At 59.9% G+C, this 20,754-nt stretch carries 17 protein-coding genes; 10 read left to right on the top strand and 7 right to left on the bottom strand.

Going from position 1 to position 20,754, the window contains the following annotated elements:
• Positions 1-2: 2 nt before the first annotated feature.
• From CKW31_RS03030 to tagH, 7 genes are read right to left on the bottom strand one after another with little or no spacing between them, the layout of a single operon-like run.
• On the bottom strand, positions 3-722 hold the full coding sequence (locus CKW31_RS03030; protein ID WP_095092977.1) for a PP2C family serine/threonine-protein phosphatase: 720 nt from the start codon (positions 720-722) through the stop codon (positions 3-5).
• Entirely contained in the window at positions 723-1,373 is a 651-nt protein-coding gene (gene tagF / locus CKW31_RS03025) for a type VI secretion system-associated protein TagF (RefSeq protein ID WP_095092976.1), read from the bottom strand.
• Complete coding sequence (gene tssM / locus CKW31_RS03020; protein WP_095092975.1) at positions 1,370-4,876, bottom strand: type VI secretion system membrane subunit TssM; 3,507 nt, start codon at positions 4,874-4,876, stop codon at positions 1,370-1,372. The genes tagF and tssM overlap by 4 nt, the downstream gene beginning before the upstream one ends.
• A complete protein-coding gene (locus CKW31_RS03015; protein ID WP_095092974.1) occupies positions 4,873-6,195 on the bottom strand; it encodes a DotU family type VI secretion system protein in 1,323 nt (440 codons plus the stop codon). The genes tssM and CKW31_RS03015 overlap by 4 nt, the downstream gene beginning before the upstream one ends.
• A 6-nt stretch (positions 6,196-6,201) precedes the next feature.
• The gene (gene tssK, locus CKW31_RS03010) at positions 6,202-7,536 is read right to left on the bottom strand and encodes a type VI secretion system baseplate subunit TssK (RefSeq protein WP_095092973.1); all 1,335 of its coding nucleotides are present in this window, start codon (positions 7,534-7,536) and stop codon (positions 6,202-6,204) included.
• 15 nt (positions 7,537-7,551) lie between these two features.
• The gene (gene tssJ, locus CKW31_RS03005; RefSeq protein WP_095092972.1) at positions 7,552-8,055 is read right to left on the bottom strand and encodes a type VI secretion system lipoprotein TssJ; all 504 of its coding nucleotides are present in this window, start codon (positions 8,053-8,055) and stop codon (positions 7,552-7,554) included.
• Between the two features lie 48 nt (positions 8,056-8,103).
• Positions 8,104-9,531, bottom strand: coding sequence for a type VI secretion system-associated FHA domain protein TagH (tagH, locus tag CKW31_RS03000; protein ID WP_095092971.1), 1,428 nt, complete (start codon positions 9,529-9,531; stop codon positions 8,104-8,106).
• A gap of 401 nt (positions 9,532-9,932) precedes the next feature.
• On the opposite strand from tagH, the gene tssA reads away from it, so the two are divergent.
• From tssA to tssH, 10 genes are all read left to right on the top strand, one after another.
• Positions 9,933-10,949, top strand: a complete 1,017-nt coding sequence (gene tssA / locus CKW31_RS02990) for a type VI secretion system protein TssA (protein ID WP_095093269.1) — start codon at positions 9,933-9,935, stop codon at positions 10,947-10,949.
• 97 nt (positions 10,950-11,046) lie between these two features.
• Positions 11,047-11,562, top strand: a complete 516-nt coding sequence (gene tssB / locus CKW31_RS02985) for a type VI secretion system contractile sheath small subunit (protein WP_027900005.1) — start codon at positions 11,047-11,049, stop codon at positions 11,560-11,562.
• A gap of 15 nt (positions 11,563-11,577) precedes the next feature.
• On the top strand, positions 11,578-13,071 hold the full coding sequence (gene tssC, locus CKW31_RS02980; RefSeq protein WP_027900004.1) for a type VI secretion system contractile sheath large subunit: 1,494 nt from the start codon (positions 11,578-11,580) through the stop codon (positions 13,069-13,071).
• 137 nt (positions 13,072-13,208) lie between these two features.
• Positions 13,209-13,697, top strand: a complete 489-nt coding sequence (locus CKW31_RS02975; RefSeq protein ID WP_095092969.1) for a type VI secretion system tube protein Hcp — start codon at positions 13,209-13,211, stop codon at positions 13,695-13,697.
• 66 nt (positions 13,698-13,763) lie between these two features.
• Complete coding sequence (locus CKW31_RS02970; RefSeq protein ID WP_095092968.1) at positions 13,764-14,213, top strand: type VI secretion system amidase effector protein Tae4; 450 nt, start codon at positions 13,764-13,766, stop codon at positions 14,211-14,213.
• Positions 14,213-14,653, top strand: a complete 441-nt coding sequence (locus tag CKW31_RS02965; protein ID WP_095092967.1) for a hypothetical protein — start codon at positions 14,213-14,215, stop codon at positions 14,651-14,653. The genes CKW31_RS02970 and CKW31_RS02965 overlap by 1 nt, the downstream gene beginning before the upstream one ends.
• Positions 14,650-15,162 (top strand): type VI secretion system baseplate subunit TssE, encoded by a 513-nt coding sequence (gene tssE / locus CKW31_RS02960; protein ID WP_371856676.1) that lies wholly within the window; start codon positions 14,650-14,652, stop codon positions 15,160-15,162. Before CKW31_RS02965 ends, tssE begins: the two co-directional genes overlap by 4 nt.
• Positions 15,159-17,018 carry a type VI secretion system baseplate subunit TssF gene (gene tssF, locus CKW31_RS02955; protein ID WP_095092966.1) on the top strand — a complete coding sequence of 620 codons (1,860 nt, stop codon included), beginning with the start codon at positions 15,159-15,161 and terminating at the stop codon, positions 17,016-17,018. The genes tssE and tssF overlap by 4 nt, the downstream gene beginning before the upstream one ends.
• Complete coding sequence (gene tssG, locus CKW31_RS02950) at positions 16,982-18,034, top strand: type VI secretion system baseplate subunit TssG (RefSeq protein WP_095092965.1); 1,053 nt, start codon at positions 16,982-16,984, stop codon at positions 18,032-18,034. Before tssF ends, tssG begins: the two co-directional genes overlap by 37 nt.
• Positions 18,027-20,717, top strand: coding sequence for a type VI secretion system ATPase TssH (gene tssH / locus CKW31_RS02945; protein ID WP_095092964.1), 2,691 nt, complete (start codon positions 18,027-18,029; stop codon positions 20,715-20,717). Before tssG ends, tssH begins: the two co-directional genes overlap by 8 nt.
• Positions 20,718-20,754: the final 37 nt, after the last annotated feature.

Genomic DNA, 20,754 nt, shown 5'->3' with positions numbered 1-20,754 from the left:
CTTCAGTTGGCTTTGACGACGATTGCCGTGATGTTGTCGGGTGCACCACGCGTCAACCCGAGGTGTATCAGGCTGCGCACCACCTGATACGGGTCGCTGTGGCCAAGTACGTCGCGAATTTCATGGTCTTCAGCGGTCTTGTTCAGGCCGTCGCTGCACAGCAGATAGGTGTCGCCGGAAACGATCTGAAGCGGCACCATGGCCAGCTCCAGTCCTTCCTCCACGCCAATGGCGCGGGTCACGATGTTGGCGCGCGGGTGCACTCTGGCCTGTGCTTCGCTGAGCAGGCCGCTGTCCTGCAAGTCCTGGACGTAACTGTGATCACGGGAGAGGCTTTCCAGCACACCGTCGCGCAAGCGATACAGGCGGCTGTCACCGGCCCACAGGCACACGCCTTCGTCTTGCCTTACGGCGAGTAACACGAGGGTGCTGCCCATCATGCTCACGCCACGGGTTTTGGTTTCTTCGCGCACCGTCGCGTTGACCTCGGCCATCCGGGACCGCAACTCGCGGGTGTACAGCGACAGATCCTGCGACACCGGAATACCTCGCAGACTGTCCACGATCAGGCTGCTGACATAGTCCCCGGCGGCGTGACCACCCATGCCGTCGGCCACAGCCCACAGACCGTTTTCGGCCAGCTCCAGTGAGGCATCTTCATTGATCTTGCGCACCATGCCGACGTGGCTGTAGCAGGCAGATTTATAGGTGATGCGAGACATCTAGTTCGTGGCTCCTTGCCCAAGCAGAAAACTGCCGAATTGCGCGGCGGCTGGCAGTCCTGCGCAATGCAGCAGGCCCGGCGCGATCTGTTCCGAGCCTTTGCCCCACCACAGACTCGAGTGGTCACAGGCCTTGTCCACCAGTGCAGCGCTACGCTGCGCAGGTTCGGTCGCTGTCATTCGCTGCAAACCGGCGAAGTTGCCGTGAGGCCGTCGCGGTGTGACAGGCAGTGCGCCAAGCCCTTGCAGGCCGCTGTCGAAGGCTTCGAAGCTGGCGCCTTCGTCCAGCGTCGAGAGCAGCAATGATTCGGTCTGCTCAAACCAGTCTTCGGGTCCGGTAACCACTGCGCCAAGGCTGTGATCGTTGGCCAGAGGTTGAGCGATGGTCAGGGGGAAATAACGCCCAACCCGGTCAATACTCGGCATCAGCACACCCACCACGGCATCAGGCCCGCACACACCGGGGGCGACTGCAAAACGCCAGAGCGGGCTGACCAGATAGGCGTCCAGCCACCGGCTGCCCAGTTGCTGCTGGCTGGCGAGCAACCCGGCAGCGAGCCAGGCGTCCCAAGGCTTGATGAAACTCTGTGGCAGGCCACGGCTGACAAAATCGCCGCGGCTGGCCAGCTTGCCGTAAAACCCTGTCGTCATAACCGCTCCGGCAGGCTGAAGCCGCTGAGAACGCGACTCTTGAATGGGTTGAAAGCACTGTTGGCGCGCAGCTCGTAGGAGATGCTCGCGCTGTCGACCCGCAGGCGCAGATTGAAACGGTCCGGCGAACTGCCCGCGACCAGATCCGATTGCTCCAGCAGGCGGAACCAGGCCCAGGGACCGTCCAGGGTAATGGCCGAGCGACCACTGGCCGATGGCGGCGAAATCGACATGCGGACCACGCCGATGCTCCCGGCATTCGGCCATTGCATCGCTACAGGGCGGCTCGGGCCATGGTCGTAACTGATCTGCTGGCCATCAAGGTCGAGCAGGAACTGGGTGATCGAAGCATCCATGGCCACGGGCTTTAGCTCGAAGCGCACCATCGGCTGGGTTCCACCAGAGCGGAAGAACGCATCGCGGATCGCCGCAGCGCGCTGGAAGGTTTGCAGCACGCCCGCATTGATCCCCAGTTTCTGTGCCGCACCGGGCTGCCAGCGCCAGGTGGAAGCCGATGTATCGACGTAAGGTTGCAGGTATCTGCGGAAGTAGTTGTCCATCACTCCGCCAACCCCGAAGAACTGGCCGAAGTCATCCAGCGTGGCATCGCGATTGCTGCCGGGCGACAAGGGATAACGCCCGCTCAGGGACTGGCGATAAACGTTGACCACTTCGCTTACCCAGGCGGCGTTCAACTGGTTACGCACCCCGCCCATCATCGTATTGGTGGTGGAACTGACCACGGATTTGACCAGGCCTTGCACCAGAGGCGGTTGGCGCTCTGCCGTCAGACTGACGCGCTGAGCTGCGGCAGTGGCCGAGTTTTTCGCCTCGCCAAGCAGCGCATCACCGCTGGCACCGACCATGGCGCTGACCTGTACATACAGCGCATTCATGTCCGCCAACAGACCGTCAATGGCGGCCGGTTCGCCTTCGCCCTTGCTGACCAGACTGTTGAGTTCGGCAAAGTGCGCACTGACCGGGTCTTCGCTGCTGACCGGCGTTGCGGTGTTGCTCGCCGGTTGTTCCTGACCCAGCAACGAGCCGAGCTTTTGCTTGAGCTGATCGACATTGCCGTCGACTTTCTTGCCTTGAGCGGCGAGCAGTTTTTCTTCCTGTTGCAGGTCTGTTTCTTTGGCGACTGCGACCAGCAGTTTCTTCAGGGGCGACGAAGGTCCGGAGAGGACACGCAACACGTCTGCGGCCTGCGCCACGCTGGTGATGGGCACGAAGTCGATGTCGGCGAGCAGGGCGTCCCAGTTCCGCAGGTAGTCTTGGAAATACAGACGCCTTACGTCTGCGGCGAGGCTGGCAACGTTCTGTTGATCAGCCTGATCGCGGCCCAGCACCCATTGCTCTTCTGCCAGCGTGCCCGCTTGCGTCAGGCTGGTGGCCAGAAAGGCTTCCCGATAGCCCTTGGCGGTAAAAAAGCCGCTCAAAGGATCGCCCAACGGCTTGCCACTCTTGCGCGCAAACACCAGTGGTGCATCGCGACCGGCCGCCTCACTGAGGCGAAAGTCAGCGACGCCTTCCGGCAGCTTGTGCCGTTTGACCCGGTCATAAACCCGCTGGGCAACGGGCAACTGTTGCAACTGGCGGCGCAGGTCGTCGATCAGGCGCTGGTCCAGTCGTGCATTGGGCGGATGGCGCTCGAACAGGGCCTGCAGATGTTCACCCAATTGCTGGCGTTGTTCCGGCGGCAGATCGCGGGGCAGGTTTTGGTCCCAGTCCAGGGCGATCCAGGCCTTGATGAAGTCGGGATCGTAATGCTCGTTGTCAGCGAGCATCAGGTAGGCCTTCAAACCCTCGTAAAGGTAATCAGAGCTGCCACCGCTGTGCAGCTGCTCTTCAATGCGTGTCACCAGACGGGGGGCAAATACCGCGATGAGGAGTTTGCGATAGACGCTGCCGGACTCTGCCTCAAGCATGTCGCCTTGATAAAGCCCCAGCCCCTCGGACCAGTCTGGTGCATCGCCCGCCAGATGCTTGACCGCATTGAGCAGTGGCAGCACCGCCAGCACATCGCGTTGTGCCGGGCTCAGGTTTTGTACGCTTTGGCCCAAGGGCGCGACCTTCTGATCGACCTGGGCGATGTACGCCTGGTTGGCGCGATAACTGACCCACCACAACACACTGACCGCCAGCACCACCGCGATGGTCGCTGCCAGAACGCCGCGGGCGATCCATTTGCGGCGCCGTTCGACTTTCGGGTTGACGCCCACCAGCCCCCGCTCGGCGAACGCCACGGCGGTGAACAGCTTGTGGATGAAATAACTGCGCCCGGTGCCGCTCTGGCGCGCCAGATGCTGACGGTCCAGGCTCATGCTTTGGGCCATGGCGCCGATCAGGCGGTCAATCGGGCTGCCTTCCTGGGTGCCGCTGGTGAAGTACACCCCACGCAGCAAAGCACGGTCTTCGTAGGCGTTGGGTTTGAAGACGCCGTCCAGGAAACTTTGCAGACAATCCTTCAACGCGCCGAATTGCTGAGGGAAGCCGTAAATCAAGTCGCGCCGGGCCGGGTCCCGCTCCTGCTGCAAGCGCTCCACCAGGCGTGCGTTGATTCGTTGCTCCAGCAGGGCGAATTCACTGAGGAATTCAGCCAGCGGACCCTGTGCGTTCTTGCCGTCGTCGAGGGCAAAGGTCATTCCCCAGACCTGCTCACGTTCCTCTTTGCTCAAGGCATCGAAGAACTCCATAAAGCCGGGTACCAGATCCAGCTTTGTCAGCATCAGGTAGATCGGGAAACGCACGCCGAGCTGGGTATACAGCTCCTGAATACGGGCGCGGATTGCAACGGCATGCGCCTCACGCTCAGCGTCAGTACCAAGCAACAGGTCAGACAGACTGATGGCAATGAAAGCGCCGTCTATGGGACGCCGCGAACGCTGATTTTTCAGCAGGTCCAGAAAGCCCAGCCACGCGGCTTTATCAACCTGCGCATGGCTGTCCTGAGTGGTATAGCGCCCCGCTGTATCGAGCAAAACGGCCTGATCGGTAAACCACCAGTCACAGTTACGCGTTCCGCCTACACCACGAATCGCGCCCGCCCCCATCTGCGCTGCCAACGGAAAATGCAGACCGGAATTGACCAGCGCAGTGGTCTTGCCCGAACCGGGTGGGCCGATGATCACGTACCACGGCAGTTCGTACAGATTGCGTCGCTCATCGCCGCCCAACCGGGCTTTCTTAAGCAGTGCCAGCGCTTCGTCCATGCGTTGGCGCAAGGTGGCGAGTTCTTCTGCTGTGGCCACACTGGCCGGGTCAGGAGCCTCTTGCTCAGCCAGGCTTTGCATGACTCTGGCGGCCTGACGACGTGCCTGAACGATGCGGAATACCCGGTACGCCAGCCATGCCGCGAACAGCAGGATGATCAGCGCCCAGCGACGACCTTCCGGCACCAGGGCTTCGAGCAGCGGACCGACAAACCAGATAATCAGACTTAACGCGATCAAGCCCAGAACCGGGACGATCCAGCGAATGAAAAAACCGAAAAACGCCTTCACTCGACCCCCTCCGCCAGAACAGTGATTTCAACCCGGCGATTCTTCGCCCGGCCTTCGCTGGTGTTATTCGGTGCCAGCGGTTCGGTGTCGCTACGCCCTTCGGCGGTAAAGCGCTGCGGCTGACCGGTTTTAGCGGCGAGGATCTGCAAGACCTGCTCGGCGCGTGCTTGGGACAATGCCCAGTTCGACGGGAAACGCAGGGTGGCAATAGGACGATTGTCACTATGGCCGGTGACGCGCACCTGGCCTTTGACGTTGCGAATCGCGTCGGCAATGCGCAGCATCAGCGGCTGGAAATCGTCAACAATGTTGGCGCTGGCGGAAGCGAATAGCTCGTCACCGCGAATGGTCACCACCGAGCGATCCACTGCGTCTTCCACGGCGACCCGACCTGCCTTGATCTCGTCAGCGAGGAAGCCCGCCAGACGCGGCCGCTCTACCAGCTTGGGTTGCACGACGGGACGGTCAATGGCCTGCACTGGAATCTCGCCCAGTGCATGGATGTTCTTGAAGACCGGTTCGGCATCGGATGCCAGCTTCAGGCGCAGGCCGAAGAGCAGCAGTAACAGCAACGCCAGGCCAATGGCTACGCCGACCCAGGGCGGCATGAATTGGGAAAGGCGATCACGGGCCACGCTGAGCCCGCGCCAATGAGGCGACAACTCGCGCTCATATTCACCCCGCGCACTGCGGATGGCCGCGCTGGTCCGCTCACGTAAAGCGTCCAGCTGGCTGCGACCGTCATTCATGACCCGATAGCGACCCTCGAAGCCCAGGCACATGCACAGGTACAGCAACTCCAGCAGATACAGCCGTTCACGCGGGCTTTGCAGGCAGTGCTCCAGAAGTTGAAAGACCTTCTCGCCACCCCAGGCTTCGTTGTGCACCGTGATCAGCAGGCTTTGTTTGCCCCACTCACTGGTGCTGCCCCAAGGCGTGCTCAGCACCGCTTCGTCCAGCGCGGTACACAGCGCATAACGGGCCAGCAGCACCTCATTGCGAGCGATACCCGCAGCTTCGGCGTCCTGTTCGAACTGGCGCAGATAACCCAATAATTGTGCGCGCAGACTTGCCGGTGCCGGATGAGCGATGGTGCTGCGCAGGCGCGTGAGCAAGGCCAGCAATGGACCGGCGGCAGACTCCAGCGGGTTCAGGCCTTGTGCCTTGCCGGTCAGCGCAGGGCCAGCGGGAGCAGCAGGTGGAGCCGTCGGTTGCTCCGGACTTGCCGGCTGCGGTCCGCGTCCACCAGGGCGCGGCATGAACTGCGTGCGGTCGTTGGGGGATGCAAACGGGTTCGAAGGATCGTCGTTCCGGGTCATCGCCAGTTATCCTCGGATGGCCCAGAAAGCCAGATTCAGGCCCGGAAAATCACCGGCCACATGGAAGGCAAAACCTCCGGACTTCATCAGTTGCTGCCAGTGTTCACTGCCGCGGTCCAGTTCGTAATAGGTGGAGCCTGCGTGATACGGAATCTGACGGGGCGCAACCGGCAATGGCAGCAGGCCGATGCCCGGCAATTGCAGGTTGACCAGGTCTCGAATGTGTTCCACCGAGCCGACTTTGCTCTGCTGGGCAAAGCGCCCGCGCAAGGTTTCCCCCGGCACGTCGGCGCGGACCACCAGGATGAAGCTGGCGCTGTCGATCAGGCTGCGGTCAGCCAGCATCGCGACATGAATACCGTAGGCTTTCTCGACAATCGGAATCGGCGTGGCTTTGCTGTCGATCAACATCGACAGTGCTTCGCGCAGGGCATGCATGACCTGCGTGAAGCTCAATGCGAGATCGTCATGCTGGTACGGCGGATACTCCGCTGGACGGCGCTCGGCCAGCGAGAACGTAGCGAACTCTCCTGCCAGGCTGACCAGCTCGCTGAACAACCGCTCGGGGTGCAGCGGACTCAGGTGAGTGAGGTGCTGGATCAGAGGCTGAGCCCGATTGACCAGTTGCAACAGCATGAAGTCAGCGATCTCCGAGGCCCCGCCCGCGCCGGACGCTACCACCCGCCCAGCCAATGCTTCGCCGCGTTGATGCAGCAAGCCCAACAGCTCGCTGCGAAACGCGCTCAGCAGCGCGCTGGCCGCGATATCCAGCACCGGCGGGATGTAAGTGTCATCCAGCACCAGCGCCCGGTCGGCGCGCTTTTCCTTGATGCGTACCATGCCGATGGCGGCGTAATCACCCAGGCCATCCTGGGCGGTCAACAGCCGCAGCGCACGGGAGCCAATGGCTACCGGTGCGCGGTTCTCGAACGGCGCATTGTCATCGCGCACTTCGCGCACCTGGCTGATGTAACGTGCCGCGCCGGGTTCTTCGCCTTCATCGACCGTGTCGCGCGCGCCAGCACGGCGCAGCGGCAAGGCCAGGTAAATGAGCCCGTCACGCAGATTGTCATCAATGCTCAACGGGCTTGGCGCCAGGTCGTCCTGAGGGATGTTGAACGGCGTCCCATCCGGCAAAAGTCCACGGGCCGAAATAATCGCGAGTTTGCCCTGAGCAAGCAGGCCCTGATCGATCAATAACTCGGAAAACCCCCAGGCACCGGCCGACAATGGCCGACTGCGGGCATCGATGAGGTTTTCCAGGTAACGGTCATGTTGCTGGAAATGCTGTGTTCCAATGAACATGCCTTCCGACCAGACCACTCGATTGTTCCAGGACATGAGTTCTCCGATTGCCTATTGAGCGGGACGGGTTGGGATCGCGGCGTCGGTGCGTATGGCTCGCACGTCGAGGCTGATCTGATATTCGCGGCGTTGGCCGGGGGCGACATCAAGCACCGCACGCCATTGCGCCTGGTCTATTTCGCGGTAACCGACAACGAGCCCGACATGACGGGTTGCAGGGTCAAGAGAGCGCTTGATGCTCAATTGTTCGCCGGGCTGTAGCAGCACTTCGTCCTGGTCGATCAGATCCGGGCCAAGAGTCGCAGGCGCGCGCTCCACGAGGCCAAAGTAATCGGCACGGGTGAAATTGGCGGTGTTCTTGAGTTCAAAAATCCGCACTCGCACGGGTGCTGGCTGGCCGCTGGCGCCGGGATTGAGGCCGGCGATCGCCTGGAAATTCAACGTCAACGCGTTGGCATCGTTTGCACGCTGCGTCGCGTCGGCAGGAGGTGCAGCGTCTTTTGCACAAGAGGTCAGCAGCATGATGAAAAGAGCTGCTACAGCACTACGAAACATCCATTTTTCCTCAATATCCAGGGGCGTTGTCTGTTGCTTGACGTATTGTCACGGACGCCGTAGTCGGGCGCTGTGCTCCTCGTAGGCGCGGCTGAATTCACGACCGAACAGGTCTTGAAAATCATCTTCCGCCTCGCGGGAAATATTGTTGTAAAGCTCGCTGAACTGCTGCCAATACTGGGCTTGACGCGATCCAGGCAGGAGGTTGGAGAGCCCACCGGGTTTACTCATCCGTGTTTCCAGTTCACTGGGCTCGAAACGTTTGAGCAGGTGTTTGATTGCAGCTTCGACCCCTGCCATGACGGCCAGTTGATGCGCGCGCAAATCGTCGAAACTGTCGCTGATCGCCTGGTCCGGTGGCATGAATGCCTGATTGCCATGGCGCAGCAGGAGCAGCAGCGCTTCATCGGCATTGGGCGCGAACTTCAGCGGGTTGTTTTCCACCGGGCGGATCATGGTTTGCTGCATCCGGAACTCGCCCTTGAGGCTGCTGCGCGCCCGCAGTACATCGATCAGGCCTTCGACCATCAACCGGTAACTGCGGCCGATGGCTTCCATTTGCGCTTCGGCTTGAGCGTGATCGATGCGCAATTGATCCAGCCCTGCGCCGCGCAGAAAGGCTTGCAGCAATTGAGGTTGAGCGTGATTGGCGGCGGGTTCGGTCACCCGCGGCGGTGTCGGTTGCTCCTGGGCCGGAGCCGGGACGGGCGCAGCAACAGCCACAGGAATCGGCGCTGGCGGGATTTCTGGCACAAGTTCAGCGCTGACTGCCGCTGGCCTGGCTGGCACAGGCGTATCTGCAAACAGATCCCAGTCTTCCGGGATGACACCCGGCGCGGCCGCGGCGGGCACTGGTGTGTCGAACACTGGAGCAGGCGCTATGGGCGCATGAGTGGCCGTCGGCGGCCGAAAGTCATGTCGCTCAGCGGGCACATGGTCCGGCTGAGTAACCGGCGGGACGGCAGCCGGCGCAAGAAAGTCGAACAGGTCGGGCAGGGTATCGAACGAGGACGCGCCCTGGAAACCTGACGGGTTCGGCGTATCCAGTGATGCAGAGGCGGGGAAGGGCGACGGGGCCTGCTGGCGACCCATCAGCGCTTCAAAGCTGTTTGAAGCGTCCACGTTGCCGAGGCCGGTTTCAATCATTTGCAGATTGAAATCAATGCGCGCCTGAATTTCGTATTCGCCAATCCGGATAACTTCGCCGTCTTGTAATGGCTCACTGTTTCCGCGACGCAGCCTGATACCTGCATTGACCAATTCAACACCGTTGGTGCTGTTATCGGTCAAATAATAACGGCCGTCTTTATATTGAATGACGCAATGTCTGGCTGAAACGAGGCGTTCCGGATCGGGTAATACCCAATCATTGTCCGTGCTGCGGCCAATCGCTATCACGCCATTGTCCATTGATTTTTCGGGACATTGGCCTGGCGTTATCTTGTGATAACTCGTAATGGTCAAACGCAGCGACATCGCGCCTCCTTGCATGCATCGCGAACAAAAAAACGGAAAGATTGTTTCTGCGACAAAACGATTACAGTTTGATCAAAACAGCAAAAATATCCCTTTATATCGGCCATTTCGCTGAATTTCGCGATTGTAAACACACCTTCATGAACATCGTACAGATTGTGACCGCAGAGTTCAGTGAGATGCCAGCCCTGTCACAACTGTTTCACGAGCTTTACAGCTTACCTTGACATTGGCTGTTTCCTACACCAAAAATGCACAACTTCTAAAATTACTGTGATATCGACGTGACATCACAGATCGCACGTTTTCAGCAAAGTTCCGAAGTTGCTCTGAAGAATTTATGCAAAGTGATTGCGATATTTTCGTAACTATTCCCGGACCTCGATAGGGAGATCGATTTGGTGGATGTTCCGTTGTTACTCGCCGCTGTTTCCGCGAATTCTCCGTGTGGCGAAGATCTGGAATATGACGCCGATTTTTTGCAGTTGGAGCGCGACGCACTGGGCAAGCCCGAGCGCGTCATGGGCGATTCAATTCAGCCCGCTGAGCCGCCCCAATGGCGCAAGATCGAGCAGTCCAGCACCGCTCTCCTGCAGCGCAGCAAAGACCTGCGCATCACCCATTTCCTCCTGCAAAGCGCCCTTGCCCTCGATGGCATCCATGGCCTGAGCAACGTCCTTGTTCTGACGCGTGACTTGCTCACGCAGTACTGGGCCGATCTTTACCCGCAGCTCGACGCCGATGACGACAACGACCCGACCGTCAGAATCAACGCGCTGGCCGGTCTGACCTGCGACACCAATATCCAGCTGCTGCGTGAAAGTATTCTGATTCGCTCCCGGGCGTTTGGTCCGATCAGTCTTCGGGCCGCCCTGAATGCCGGTGGCCTGCAGCATTTTGCGGATGAGCGCCTGACGTCCGATGAGTTGGCGGGCGCGCTGCAGGACGTAGACGCCGAGCAACTGGAGAGCATCCGTGCCGCGTTGGGGACTGCTCGTGATGCTGCTGAAGCCATCGAGCAAATCGTCTCCGGGCGGGTGGGTTCGGCTCAGGGTGTTGATCTGTCGGCCTTGAAGCAGCCACTCAAACAGGCACTGCAAGTGCTGGGTGAGTCAGCCGCTTACAGCGAGTCCGAGACGCCGCTCACAGAATCAAACGAACCTCGCGAACTTTTCAGCGAATCAAGCGCTCCGATTTCAGCTCGTTCTGCTGGTGCGATCAGTAGCCGTGAAGACGTGTTGCGTAGCCTGGATCTGATCCTCGGTTATTACGCCCGTCACGAGCCTTCGAGCCCGCTTCCGGTGTTGTTGAATCGGGCAAAGCTGCTGGTCAATGCGGACTTCGCAACCATCGTGCGCAATCTGATTCCCGACGGTATGACCCAATTTGAAAATTTGCGCGGACCCGAGGCCGACTGACTCGTAATCGAGTTGTTCTGGCCCGAGTTACGCAACACCGTTACCGGCACCGGCCGATGACGCTAACACCGTCGCATCAGCGACCAGGAGGAGCAACGTGGCGAACAGCAGTTCTCAGAAATTCATCGCGCGCAACCGCGCGCCACGGGTCCAGATCGAGTACGACGTAGAGCTTTACGGTGCCGAGAAAAAAGTCCAGCTGCCGTTCGTGATGGGCGTCATGGCCGATCTGGCTGGCAAGCCGGCTGAGCCGCTGCCGGCTGTTGCCGACCGCAAGTTTCTGGAAATCGACGTCGATAACTTCGACTCACGCCTCAAGGCGATGCAGCCTCGTGTTGCGTTTCATGTGCCGAACGAACTGACCGGTGAAGGTAACCTGAGTCTGGATATCACGTTCGAAAGCATGGACGACTTCAGTCCGGCCGCCGTTGCTCGCAAGATCGATTCGCTGAACCAGTTGCTTGAAGCCCGCACCCAGTTGGCCAACCTGTTGACCTACATGGACGGCAAGACCGGCGCCGAAGAAATCATCATGAAAGCCATCAAGGATCCGGCGTTGCTCCAGGCTCTGGCAAGTGCGCCAAAGCCGCAGGACTCCGAGCCCAGTGCTTAATCAGGACAAATGATCATGACCGATTTGATGCGTGACAATCAGGCGCCACAGGGCTCCACTCAGGAAACCAGCGAGTTTGCTTCGCTGCTGATGCAAGAATTCAAACCCAAGACTGAGCGTGCTCGCGAAGCGGTAGAAACCGCCGTCCGTACCTTGGCCGAACACGCTTTGGCACAGACTGACCTCATCTCCAACGACGCGATCAAATCGATCGAGTCGATCATTGCGGCCATCGACGCCAAACTCACCGCGCAGGTGAATCAGGTCATCCACCACCCGGAATTCCAGCAAGTGGAAAGCGCCTGGCGTGGTTTGCATTACCTGGTCAACAACACCGAAAGCGATGAGCAACTTAAGATTCGTGTGCTCAACATCTCCAAGCCGGAGTTGCACAAGACCCTGAAGAAATTCAAGGGCACGGCCTGGGATCAGAGCCCGATCTTCAAGAAAATGTACGAAGAAGAATATGGCCAATTCGGCGGCGAACCTTACGGTTGCCTGGTAGGCGATTACTACTTCGACCAGTCGCCGCCGGATGTCGAGTTGCTGGGTGAACTGTCCAAGGTCTGTGCAGCCATGCACTCGCCGTTCATTGCGGCCGCATCGCCGACCGTGATGGGCATGGGTTCGTGGCAGGAACTGTCCAATCCGCGTGATCTGACCAAGATTTTCACCACCCCGGAATACGCCGGCTGGCGCTCGCTGCGTGAGTCCGAGGACGCCCGCTATATCGGCCTGACCATGCCGCGCTTCCTGGCGCGCCTGCCCTACGGCGCCAAGACTGATCCGGTGGAAGCCTTCGCCTTCGAAGAAGACACCGACGGTGCCGACAGCGCCAATTACACCTGGGCCAACGCGGCCTACGCCATGGCGGTGAACATCAACCGTTCGTTCAAACACTACGGCTGGTGCTCGCGGATTCGCGGTATCGAGTCCGGTGGTGAAGTGCAGAACCTGCCTGCGCACACGTTCCCGACCGACGATGGCGGCGTGGACATGAAATGTCCGACCGAAATTGCCATCTCCGACCGTCGCGAAGCAGAACTGGCCAAGAACGGTTTCATGCCGCTGCTGCACAAGAAGAACACGGATTTTGCCGCGTTCATCGGTGCCCAGTCGCTGCAGAAGCCTGCCGAATATGACGATCCGGATGCGACCGCCAACGCCAATCTGGCAGCACGTCTGCCTTACCTGTTCGCCACGTGCCGTTTCGCGCATTACTTGAAGTGCATCGTGCGCGACAAGGTCGGCTCTTTCAAAGAGAAGGACGAGATGCAGCGCTGGTTGCAGGACTGGATTCTGAACTACGTCGACGGCGACCCTGCGCACTCCACCGAAACCACCAAGGCCCAGCACCCGCTGGCTGCGGCCGAAGTGGTCGTTGAAGACGTAGAAGGCAATCCGGGTTACTACACCTCGAAATTCTTCTTGCGCCCGCACTACCAGCTTGAAGGCCTGACGGTATCGCTGCGTCTGGTTTCGAAGCTGCCGTCGGCAAAAAGCGCCTGATTCAGCAGTTACCGCAGGACCGGCTTTAACCGGGAGTCAGCACTCACTGCTCCCGCCCAAAAGCCGCTCCTGTGTCGTAGACCAAACGGCGCTGCCGTCTTACACAACCAGTGGCCATCGCCACATCAGGAGAGAACATGGCTGTCGATATTTTCATCAAGATCGGTGACATCAAGGGCGAGTCCATGGACAAGGCCCACAAGGACGAAATCGACGTGCTCAACTGGAGCTGGGGCATGTCCCAGTCCGGCAACATGCACGTCGGCAGCGGTGGCGGTGCTGGCAAGGTGAACATTCAGGACCTGTCGATCACCAAGTACGTCGACAAGTCCACGCCAAATCTGATGATGCTGTGCAGCTCCGGTAAACACATCGACAAGGTTACGCTCACCGTGCGCAAGGCCGGTGGTGAAAGCCAGGTCGAGTACCTGATCATCAACCTCGAAGAAGTGCTGATCACCTCGCTGAGCACCGGCGGCTCGGGCAGCGATGATCGTTTGACTGAAAACGTGACCCTGAACTTCGCTCAGGTTCTGGTCGACTATCAGCCACAGAAAGCTGACGGCACCAAAGATGGCGGTGCGGTCAAATACGGCTGGAACATTCGTTCGAATACCAAGCGTTGATCGCAGGCGCCCCCGTTCACTCGGGGGCGCAACTTCACGTTCGATCTTTTGCCGGATGCCTGAACCATGGCCAAGCCTTCGTTTATCAATCTGTGGAATGGCTATCCCCCGTATCCCGGGCCAGCTGCGTGTGACGGGCCATGGTCCAATCAATGCGCCATTCGGATGAGTATCGCGCTGTGCGCTGAGCGAACTCTGCCGGTCAATTCGTCAACCTACACCGAGCCGCGCTGTGCTCATGGCCATGCGCGTGGGGCTGAGTCCCTGGCTAACTGGCTGTGGAAGAAGAAGCAGCTTGGGCCGCCAAAGATTTACACCAACAGCCCGGCTGACCGGCTCAGCTTGATTAACAAGACCGGGATCATTTTCTATAAAGATTTCTACTATCAGCCCAACGATCCAGACGGCAGTCCGAGCGGTGACCACATCGACTTGTGGAATCGTGGTCTAACTGCAAGCAAGGGCAGTGACTACTTCGTTCGCGCCAAGGGTGTCTGGTTTTGGGAGCTGAACTGATGCGCCTGTTCGCCGGGTTTACGTTGCTGTCTGCCAGCCTGCTCAGCCTCACTGCATGTGCAGCTCAGCCGTCTGCCACCAGTAGCAGCACGCTGACGACGGCCGAAATTGCCGGTCAGCCTGTCCATCTGAGCGACGGGCAGGGCCGTTGCGTCCTGACTCGCAAAGGGAGCGCAGCGCTAACGCTGGATATGCAGTGGCCATGTCGCTTCAGTGAAGATCGGCAACACAAAGTGCGAGTGGAGGATTTTCGCAAGGCACTGATCGTCATGGTCGAGCGTAGCGAGCCTATGCCGCCGCCAAGTACTGATTGCCTGACCGATTTACAGCCTGTTCGCTTCTACAAGGGCAAACTTGAGGCCGCGCCAGTGAGTCGGATTGCCGCTTGCGGCCCAGGCTTCTGGGATCAGAAAACCTTTACCTGGCAGTTCGACTGGTGAGCGACCTGACCCTGCGCGAGCGTCTGCAACCGTCGTTGCTTGACCGCCTGACTGACCACGACCCGAGCAACCCTCAGGAAAGTGCCGACAAACGTGTCCTGTCCTTGAGTCAGCTCAAGGCTTCAGTGCTGCGCGACCTGGCGTGGTTGCTCAATACCACGTCACTGCTCGATGCCGACGCGACGCTCAATACACCAGCGGGTACTTCTGTGATCAATTTTGGCTTGCCGGCTTTGGCGGGCAACAGTGCTTCGAGCATCGATATCGGCGCGCTGGAAATACTGATCCATCGCGCTATTGCCACGTTTGAACCGCGCATTTTGCGCAATACCTTGCGGGTGAGGGCACGGGTCGGGCAGGGCGAAATGAACCACAATGCCCTGAGCTTCGAGATCGAAGGGGACTTGTGGGCCGAGCCGGTGGCCTTGCCGTTGCTGCTGCGCACGGATCTTGATCTTGAGTCCGGGCACGTCACCGTAGCGCCTGCTGAACAGCGGAGACGTTCATGAATCCGCGCCTGCTGGCCCTCTACAACCAGGAGCTGCAGCACGTCCGCGAAAGCGCGGCGGAGTTTGCCAAGGAATACCCGAAGATCGCGGGCCGCCTGACGCTTTCGGGCATGGACTGTGCCGATCCCTACGTGGAACGCCTGCTGGAAGGTTTCGCCTATCTGACGGCGCGGGTGCAGCTCAAGCTCGATGCGCAATACCCGACCTTCACGCACAACCTGCTGGAAATCGCCTACCCCCATTACCTCGCACCTACACCGTCGATGACCGTGGTGCAAATGCAGGCCGATACCGACGAAGGTTCCCTGGCCAGCGGTTTTACGCTGCCGCGAAACAGTGTCCTGCGCGCGGCCCTTGGCCGTGACTCGCAAACTTCCTGCGAATACCGCACTGCTCACGCCGTCACGTTGTGGCCGTTGCAGGTCAGCCAGGCAGAGTATTTCGGCAACCCTTCAGCGGTGCTGGGGCGTCTCGCGGCGAGCGAACCCAAGGCCAAGGCGGGCTTGCGCATTACCCTGCGCACTGGGGCCGAGCTGGCCTTCAATAAGCTGAGCCTGGAAAGCCTTCCGCTCTATCTCAATGGGGTCGATGAGCAACCGTTCCGTCTTTACGAGCAACTGCTGGGCAGCGCCTGTGCGGTATTCGCTCGTCAGCCCGGCAGCGACTGGGTCGAGCGTCTGCCCGCAGATGCGCTGCGCTCCTGTGGTTTTGATGACCGTGAAGCCGCGCTGCCGGTCGTGCCGCAGGCGTTTCAGGGCTATCGGCTGTTGCAGGAATACTTCGCGTTGCCACAACGTTTTCTGTTCGTCGAATTTGCCGAGCTGGCCCGTGCCGTGCAGCGTTGTGACGGACAGGAACTGGAGCTGATCATTCTTTTTGATCGCTTTGACCAGAGTCTTGAAGGCTCCGTCGGCCGCGACCAGTTCGTGCCGTTCTGCTCACCGGCTATCAACCTGTTCCCGCGTCGCGTGGACCGGATTCACTTGTCTGACCGGGTCAATGAGCACCATGTGATTGCCGACCGCACCCGGCCGATGGATTTTGAAATTCACTCCCTGACCGGCGTAACGGGCCACGGCACCGGGCCGGATCAGCCTTTTCTTCCGTTCTACGCCGTGCGCGATCCTTCACGTTATGGCCGTGATAAAGCGTATTACACGGTAAGGCGCGAGCCGCGGGTGCTGTCCAGTGAACAGCGCCGCAACGGCACGCGCTCGACGTACGTTGGCAGCGAAACGTTCGTCAGCCTGGTAGACGGTCAGCAGGCACCTTATCGTCAGGATCTGCGGCAACTGGGCGTCAGTGCCTTGTGCACCAACCGCGACCTGCCGCTGTTCATGAGTGTGGGGAGCGGCAATACCGACTTCACGCTGGCCGACAGCGCGCCGGTGTCGGCCGTACGTTGTCTGACCGGCCCGAGCCGTCCGCGGGCCAGTCATGCCCACGACAACAAGGCCTGGCGTCTGATCAGCCAGTTATCGCTCAATTATCTTTCGCTCAGCGAACAGGGCCAGGGTGCTGCGGCGCTGCGCGAACTGTTGCGCTTGTATGGCGACAGTAACGACGCCGCCCTCCAGTTGCAGATCGAAGGCCTGCGAGAGGTCAGCAGCAAAGCGGTGACTCGCCGACTGCCGATGCCCGGGCCGATCGTGTTTGGCCGAGGGCTGGAAATCACGCTTGAGTTCGACGAAAACGCGTTTCGAGGCACGGGCGTGTTTTTGCTCGGTGCCGTTTTCGAGCGCTTCCTGGCACGTTACGTGTCGATCAACAGCTTTACCGAAACGGTGATTCATACCACCGAACGCGGTGAGATCATGCGATGGAAAGCCAAGCCCGGACGCCGCCCAACTCTGTGAGCACGATAACGTCAATGCAGAGCGAGCCCTGGGAATACGATTTCTTCCAGGCATTGCGACGTATCGAATGCGAATCCCCGGACCTGCCCAGATTCGGCCATTCGTTGCGCCTTGCAGATGATCCATTGCGTCTAGGGCAACAGCCCGATTGCGCCTTCGCGCCGTCGACACTGGCCTCCATGAGCCCGGCCGAAGACGGCAAAGCCCCGCGACTGGAGCAGTTCTTCTTTGGTCTGGGCGGACCCAATGGTCCGTTGCCGCTGCACATCACCGAATACGTGCGCGAACGTCAGCGCAACAACAGCGACAGCACCAGCAAACGCTTTCTGGACGTGTTCCACCACCGGCTGTTGAGCCTGTTCTACCGCGCATGGGCAGAAGCCAGCCCGACCGTCAGCCATGATCGTCCTGACGACGATTACTGGGCGGCTCGCCTGGCTGCCTTGAGCGGGCGCGGTATGCCGAGCCTGCTGGAGCAGGGGCTGATTCCCGACACTGCAAAGCTGCATTACAGCGGCCATCTTTCGGCTCAGACCCGTTACCCCGATGGGCTGCGGGCGATCCTCTCCCACTATTTCGGTTTGCCGGTGGAGATCGAGGAATACGTCGGCCAATGGCTGGAGTTGCCGGAGCGCACTCGCGTCGGCGTCAGCGGCCATCAACTGGGCATCGATTTTTGCCTGGGCAGTCACGTCTGGGATCGTCAGCACAAATTCCGCATTCGCCTCGGGCCGCTCAAACTCAACGATTACATGGGCATGTTGCCCGACGGTGAACCCTTCAAGGAGTTGGTGGCCTGGGTCGCCGAATACCTCGGGCACGAACTGGATTGGGATCTGAACCTGGTGCTTCAGCAGCCCGAGGTTCCGAAATTCCAACTCAACGGGCGCCAGCGGCTGGGGTTCAATACCTGGCTCGGTCAGCCACAAACAGACGCCAAGGACTTGATTCTGGCCCGGCACTACGCCGAGCAGGCCACGTCAGCACAACTTTCAAGGAGCAATGAACATGGGTGAAATCAGTCGCGCCGCGCTGTTTGGCAAACTCAACAGCGTCGGCTACAAGGCCATCGAAGCGGCTACGGTCTTCTGCAAGCTGCGGGGCAATCCGTATGTGGAGCTTGCCCACTGGTTTCACCAATTGCTGCAACTTCAGGACTCGGACCTGCATCGCATCATTCGTCAGTTCAATGTCGAGCCTGCGCGCCTTGCCCGTGACCTCACCGAAGCACTGGACCGCCTGCCGCGCGGCTCGACGTCCATCACGGACCTGTCTTCGCAAGTCGAAGAGTCTGTTGAGCGTGGCTGGGTTTACGGCAGCCTGATGTTCGGTGAAAACCAGGTGCGCACCGGCTATTTGCTGCTCGGCATTCTCAAGACCCCCAGCCTGCGTAACGCCTTGCTGGGGCTGTCGTCCGAGTTCAACAAAGTCAAAGTTGAAACCTTGAGTGAGCGTTTTGACGAGTACGTCGGTGATTCGCCGGAAAACGCCCTGAGTGCCAGCGACGGTTTCAATGCCGGTGCTGTGCCGGGTGAAGCCAGCGGTGCCATGGCCCCAAGCGCCATGGGTAAACAGGAGGCACTCAAGCGCTTTACGGTCGACCTCACCGAGCAAGCCCGCAGCGGCAAACTGGACCCTATCGTGGGGCGCGATGAGGAGATCCGCCAACTGGTCGACATCCTCATGCGCCGTCGCCAGAACAACCCGATCCTGACCGGTGAGGCGGGCGTGGGTAAAACCGCCGTGGTCGAAGGTTTTGCCTTGCGCATCGTCGCCGGGGACGTGCCGCCGTCGCTCAAGGACGTCGAGTTGCGCAGCCTGGACGTCGGCCTGCTGCAGGCCGGGGCGAGCATGAAGGGTGAGTTCGAACAACGTCTGCGTCAGGTGATCGAGGACGTTCAGGCGTCGCCCAAGCCGATCATTCTGTTTATCGACGAGGCCCACACCCTGGTGGGTGCTGGCGGTGCGGCAGGCACTGGCGATGCTGCCAACCTGCTCAAACCGGCGCTGGCTCGCGGCTCCTTGCGAACCGTCGCCGCGACGACGTGGGCCGAGTATAAAAAACACATCGAGAAAGACCCGGCACTGACCCGTCGCTTTCAGGTCGTGCAAGTCGCCGAGCCTTCGGAAGACAAGGCCCTGCTGATGATGCGTGGCGTGGCGTCGACCATGGAAAAACACCATCAGGTGCAGATTCTCGATGAGGCCCTGGAGGCCTCGGTCAAGCTGTCTCACCGGTACATTCCGGCCCGTCAGTTGCCGGACAAATCCGTCAGCCTGCTTGACACCGCTTGCGCTCGCGTTGCGATCAGCTTGCATGCGGTCCCGGCTGAAGTCGATGACAGCCGTCGTCGTATCGAGGCGCTGGAAACCGAGCTGCAAATCATCGCCCGCGAGCATGCGATTGGCGTGGATATTGGCGCGCGGCAGAGCAACACTTCTGAGTTGCTGAGCAGCGAGCGCGAACGTTTGCTGGAACTTGAAGGTCGCTGGGCTGAAGAGAAAGCGCTTGTGGATGAGCTGCTTGCGACCCGCGCTCAATTGCGTGAAAGCGCGGGCGTTGTCGACAGCGATGCAGGCCGCGAAGCACAACCCGAAGCCCACGCTGGATTGCGTGAGCAGCTGGTTGATCTGCAAAAGCGCCTGAGCGCTTTGCAGGGCGAGACGCCGTTGATTCTGCCCACGGTCGATTATCAGGCAGTGGCTTCAGTGGTTGCCGACTGGACCGGCATTCCAGTCGGTCGTATGGCGCGCAACGAGCTTGAGACCGTGCTCAACCTTGATCAGCACCTGAAGAAACGCATCATCGGTCAGGATCACGCCCTGCAGATGATCGCCCGACGCATCCAGACCTCCCGCGCTGGTCTCGATAACCCGAGCAAGCCGGTAGGGGTGTTCATGCTGGCCGGTACATCGGGCGTCGGTAAAACCGAAACTGCACTGGCGCTGGCCGAGGCCATGTACGGGGGCGAACAGAACGTCATCACCATCAACATGAGCGAGTTCCAGGAAGCGCACACCGTTTCGACCCTCAAGGGCGCACCTCCTGGCTATGTCGGCTATGGCGAAGGCGGTGTGTTGACTGAGGCCGTGCGCCGCAAACCTTACAGCGTGGTGCTGCTGGATGAGGTGGAAAAAGCCCACCCTGACGTGCATGAGATCTTCTTCCAGGTTTTCGACAAAGGCGTGATGGAGGACGGCGAGGGCAGGGTCATCGACTTCAAGAACACCCTGATCCTGCTGACTACCAATGCCGGTACCGAACTGATTTCACACCTGTGCAAAGACGTGCAGAATCTGCCCGACCCCGAGGATATCGCCAAGGCCCTGCGTCAGCCGCTGCTGGAGATTTTCCCGCCCGCGCTGCTCGGCCGACTGGTAACGATTCCGTACTACCCGCTCAGCGACACCATGCTCAAGGCCATTACCCGCCTGCAACTCGACCGGGTCAAAAAACGCGTTGAAAGCACTCACAAAGTTGCGTTCGATTACGATGACGCGGTGGTCGACCTGATTGTTTCCCGCTGCACCGAAACTGAAAGCGGCGGACGGATGATCGACGCGATTCTGACCAACACACTGCTGCCCGACATGAGCCGCGAATTCCTTACCCGCATGCTCGACGGCAAGCCCATGGCGAGCGTGAGCATCAGGGCGCTGGACGGCGAATTCGATTATCAGTTTGGCGATGCCAACTGAGCGTGCGAGCTCTAGCTAACTACTCTGGCTATTTAAC

Origin of the sequence: Pseudomonas sp. Irchel 3A5 (genome assembly GCF_900187575.1) — a bacterium.
Lineage (GTDB): Bacteria > Pseudomonadota > Gammaproteobacteria > Pseudomonadales > Pseudomonadaceae > Aquipseudomonas > Aquipseudomonas folii.
The sequence above is the reverse complement of the archived record's forward strand: the minus strand, read 5'-3'. Positions and strand labels throughout refer to the sequence as shown.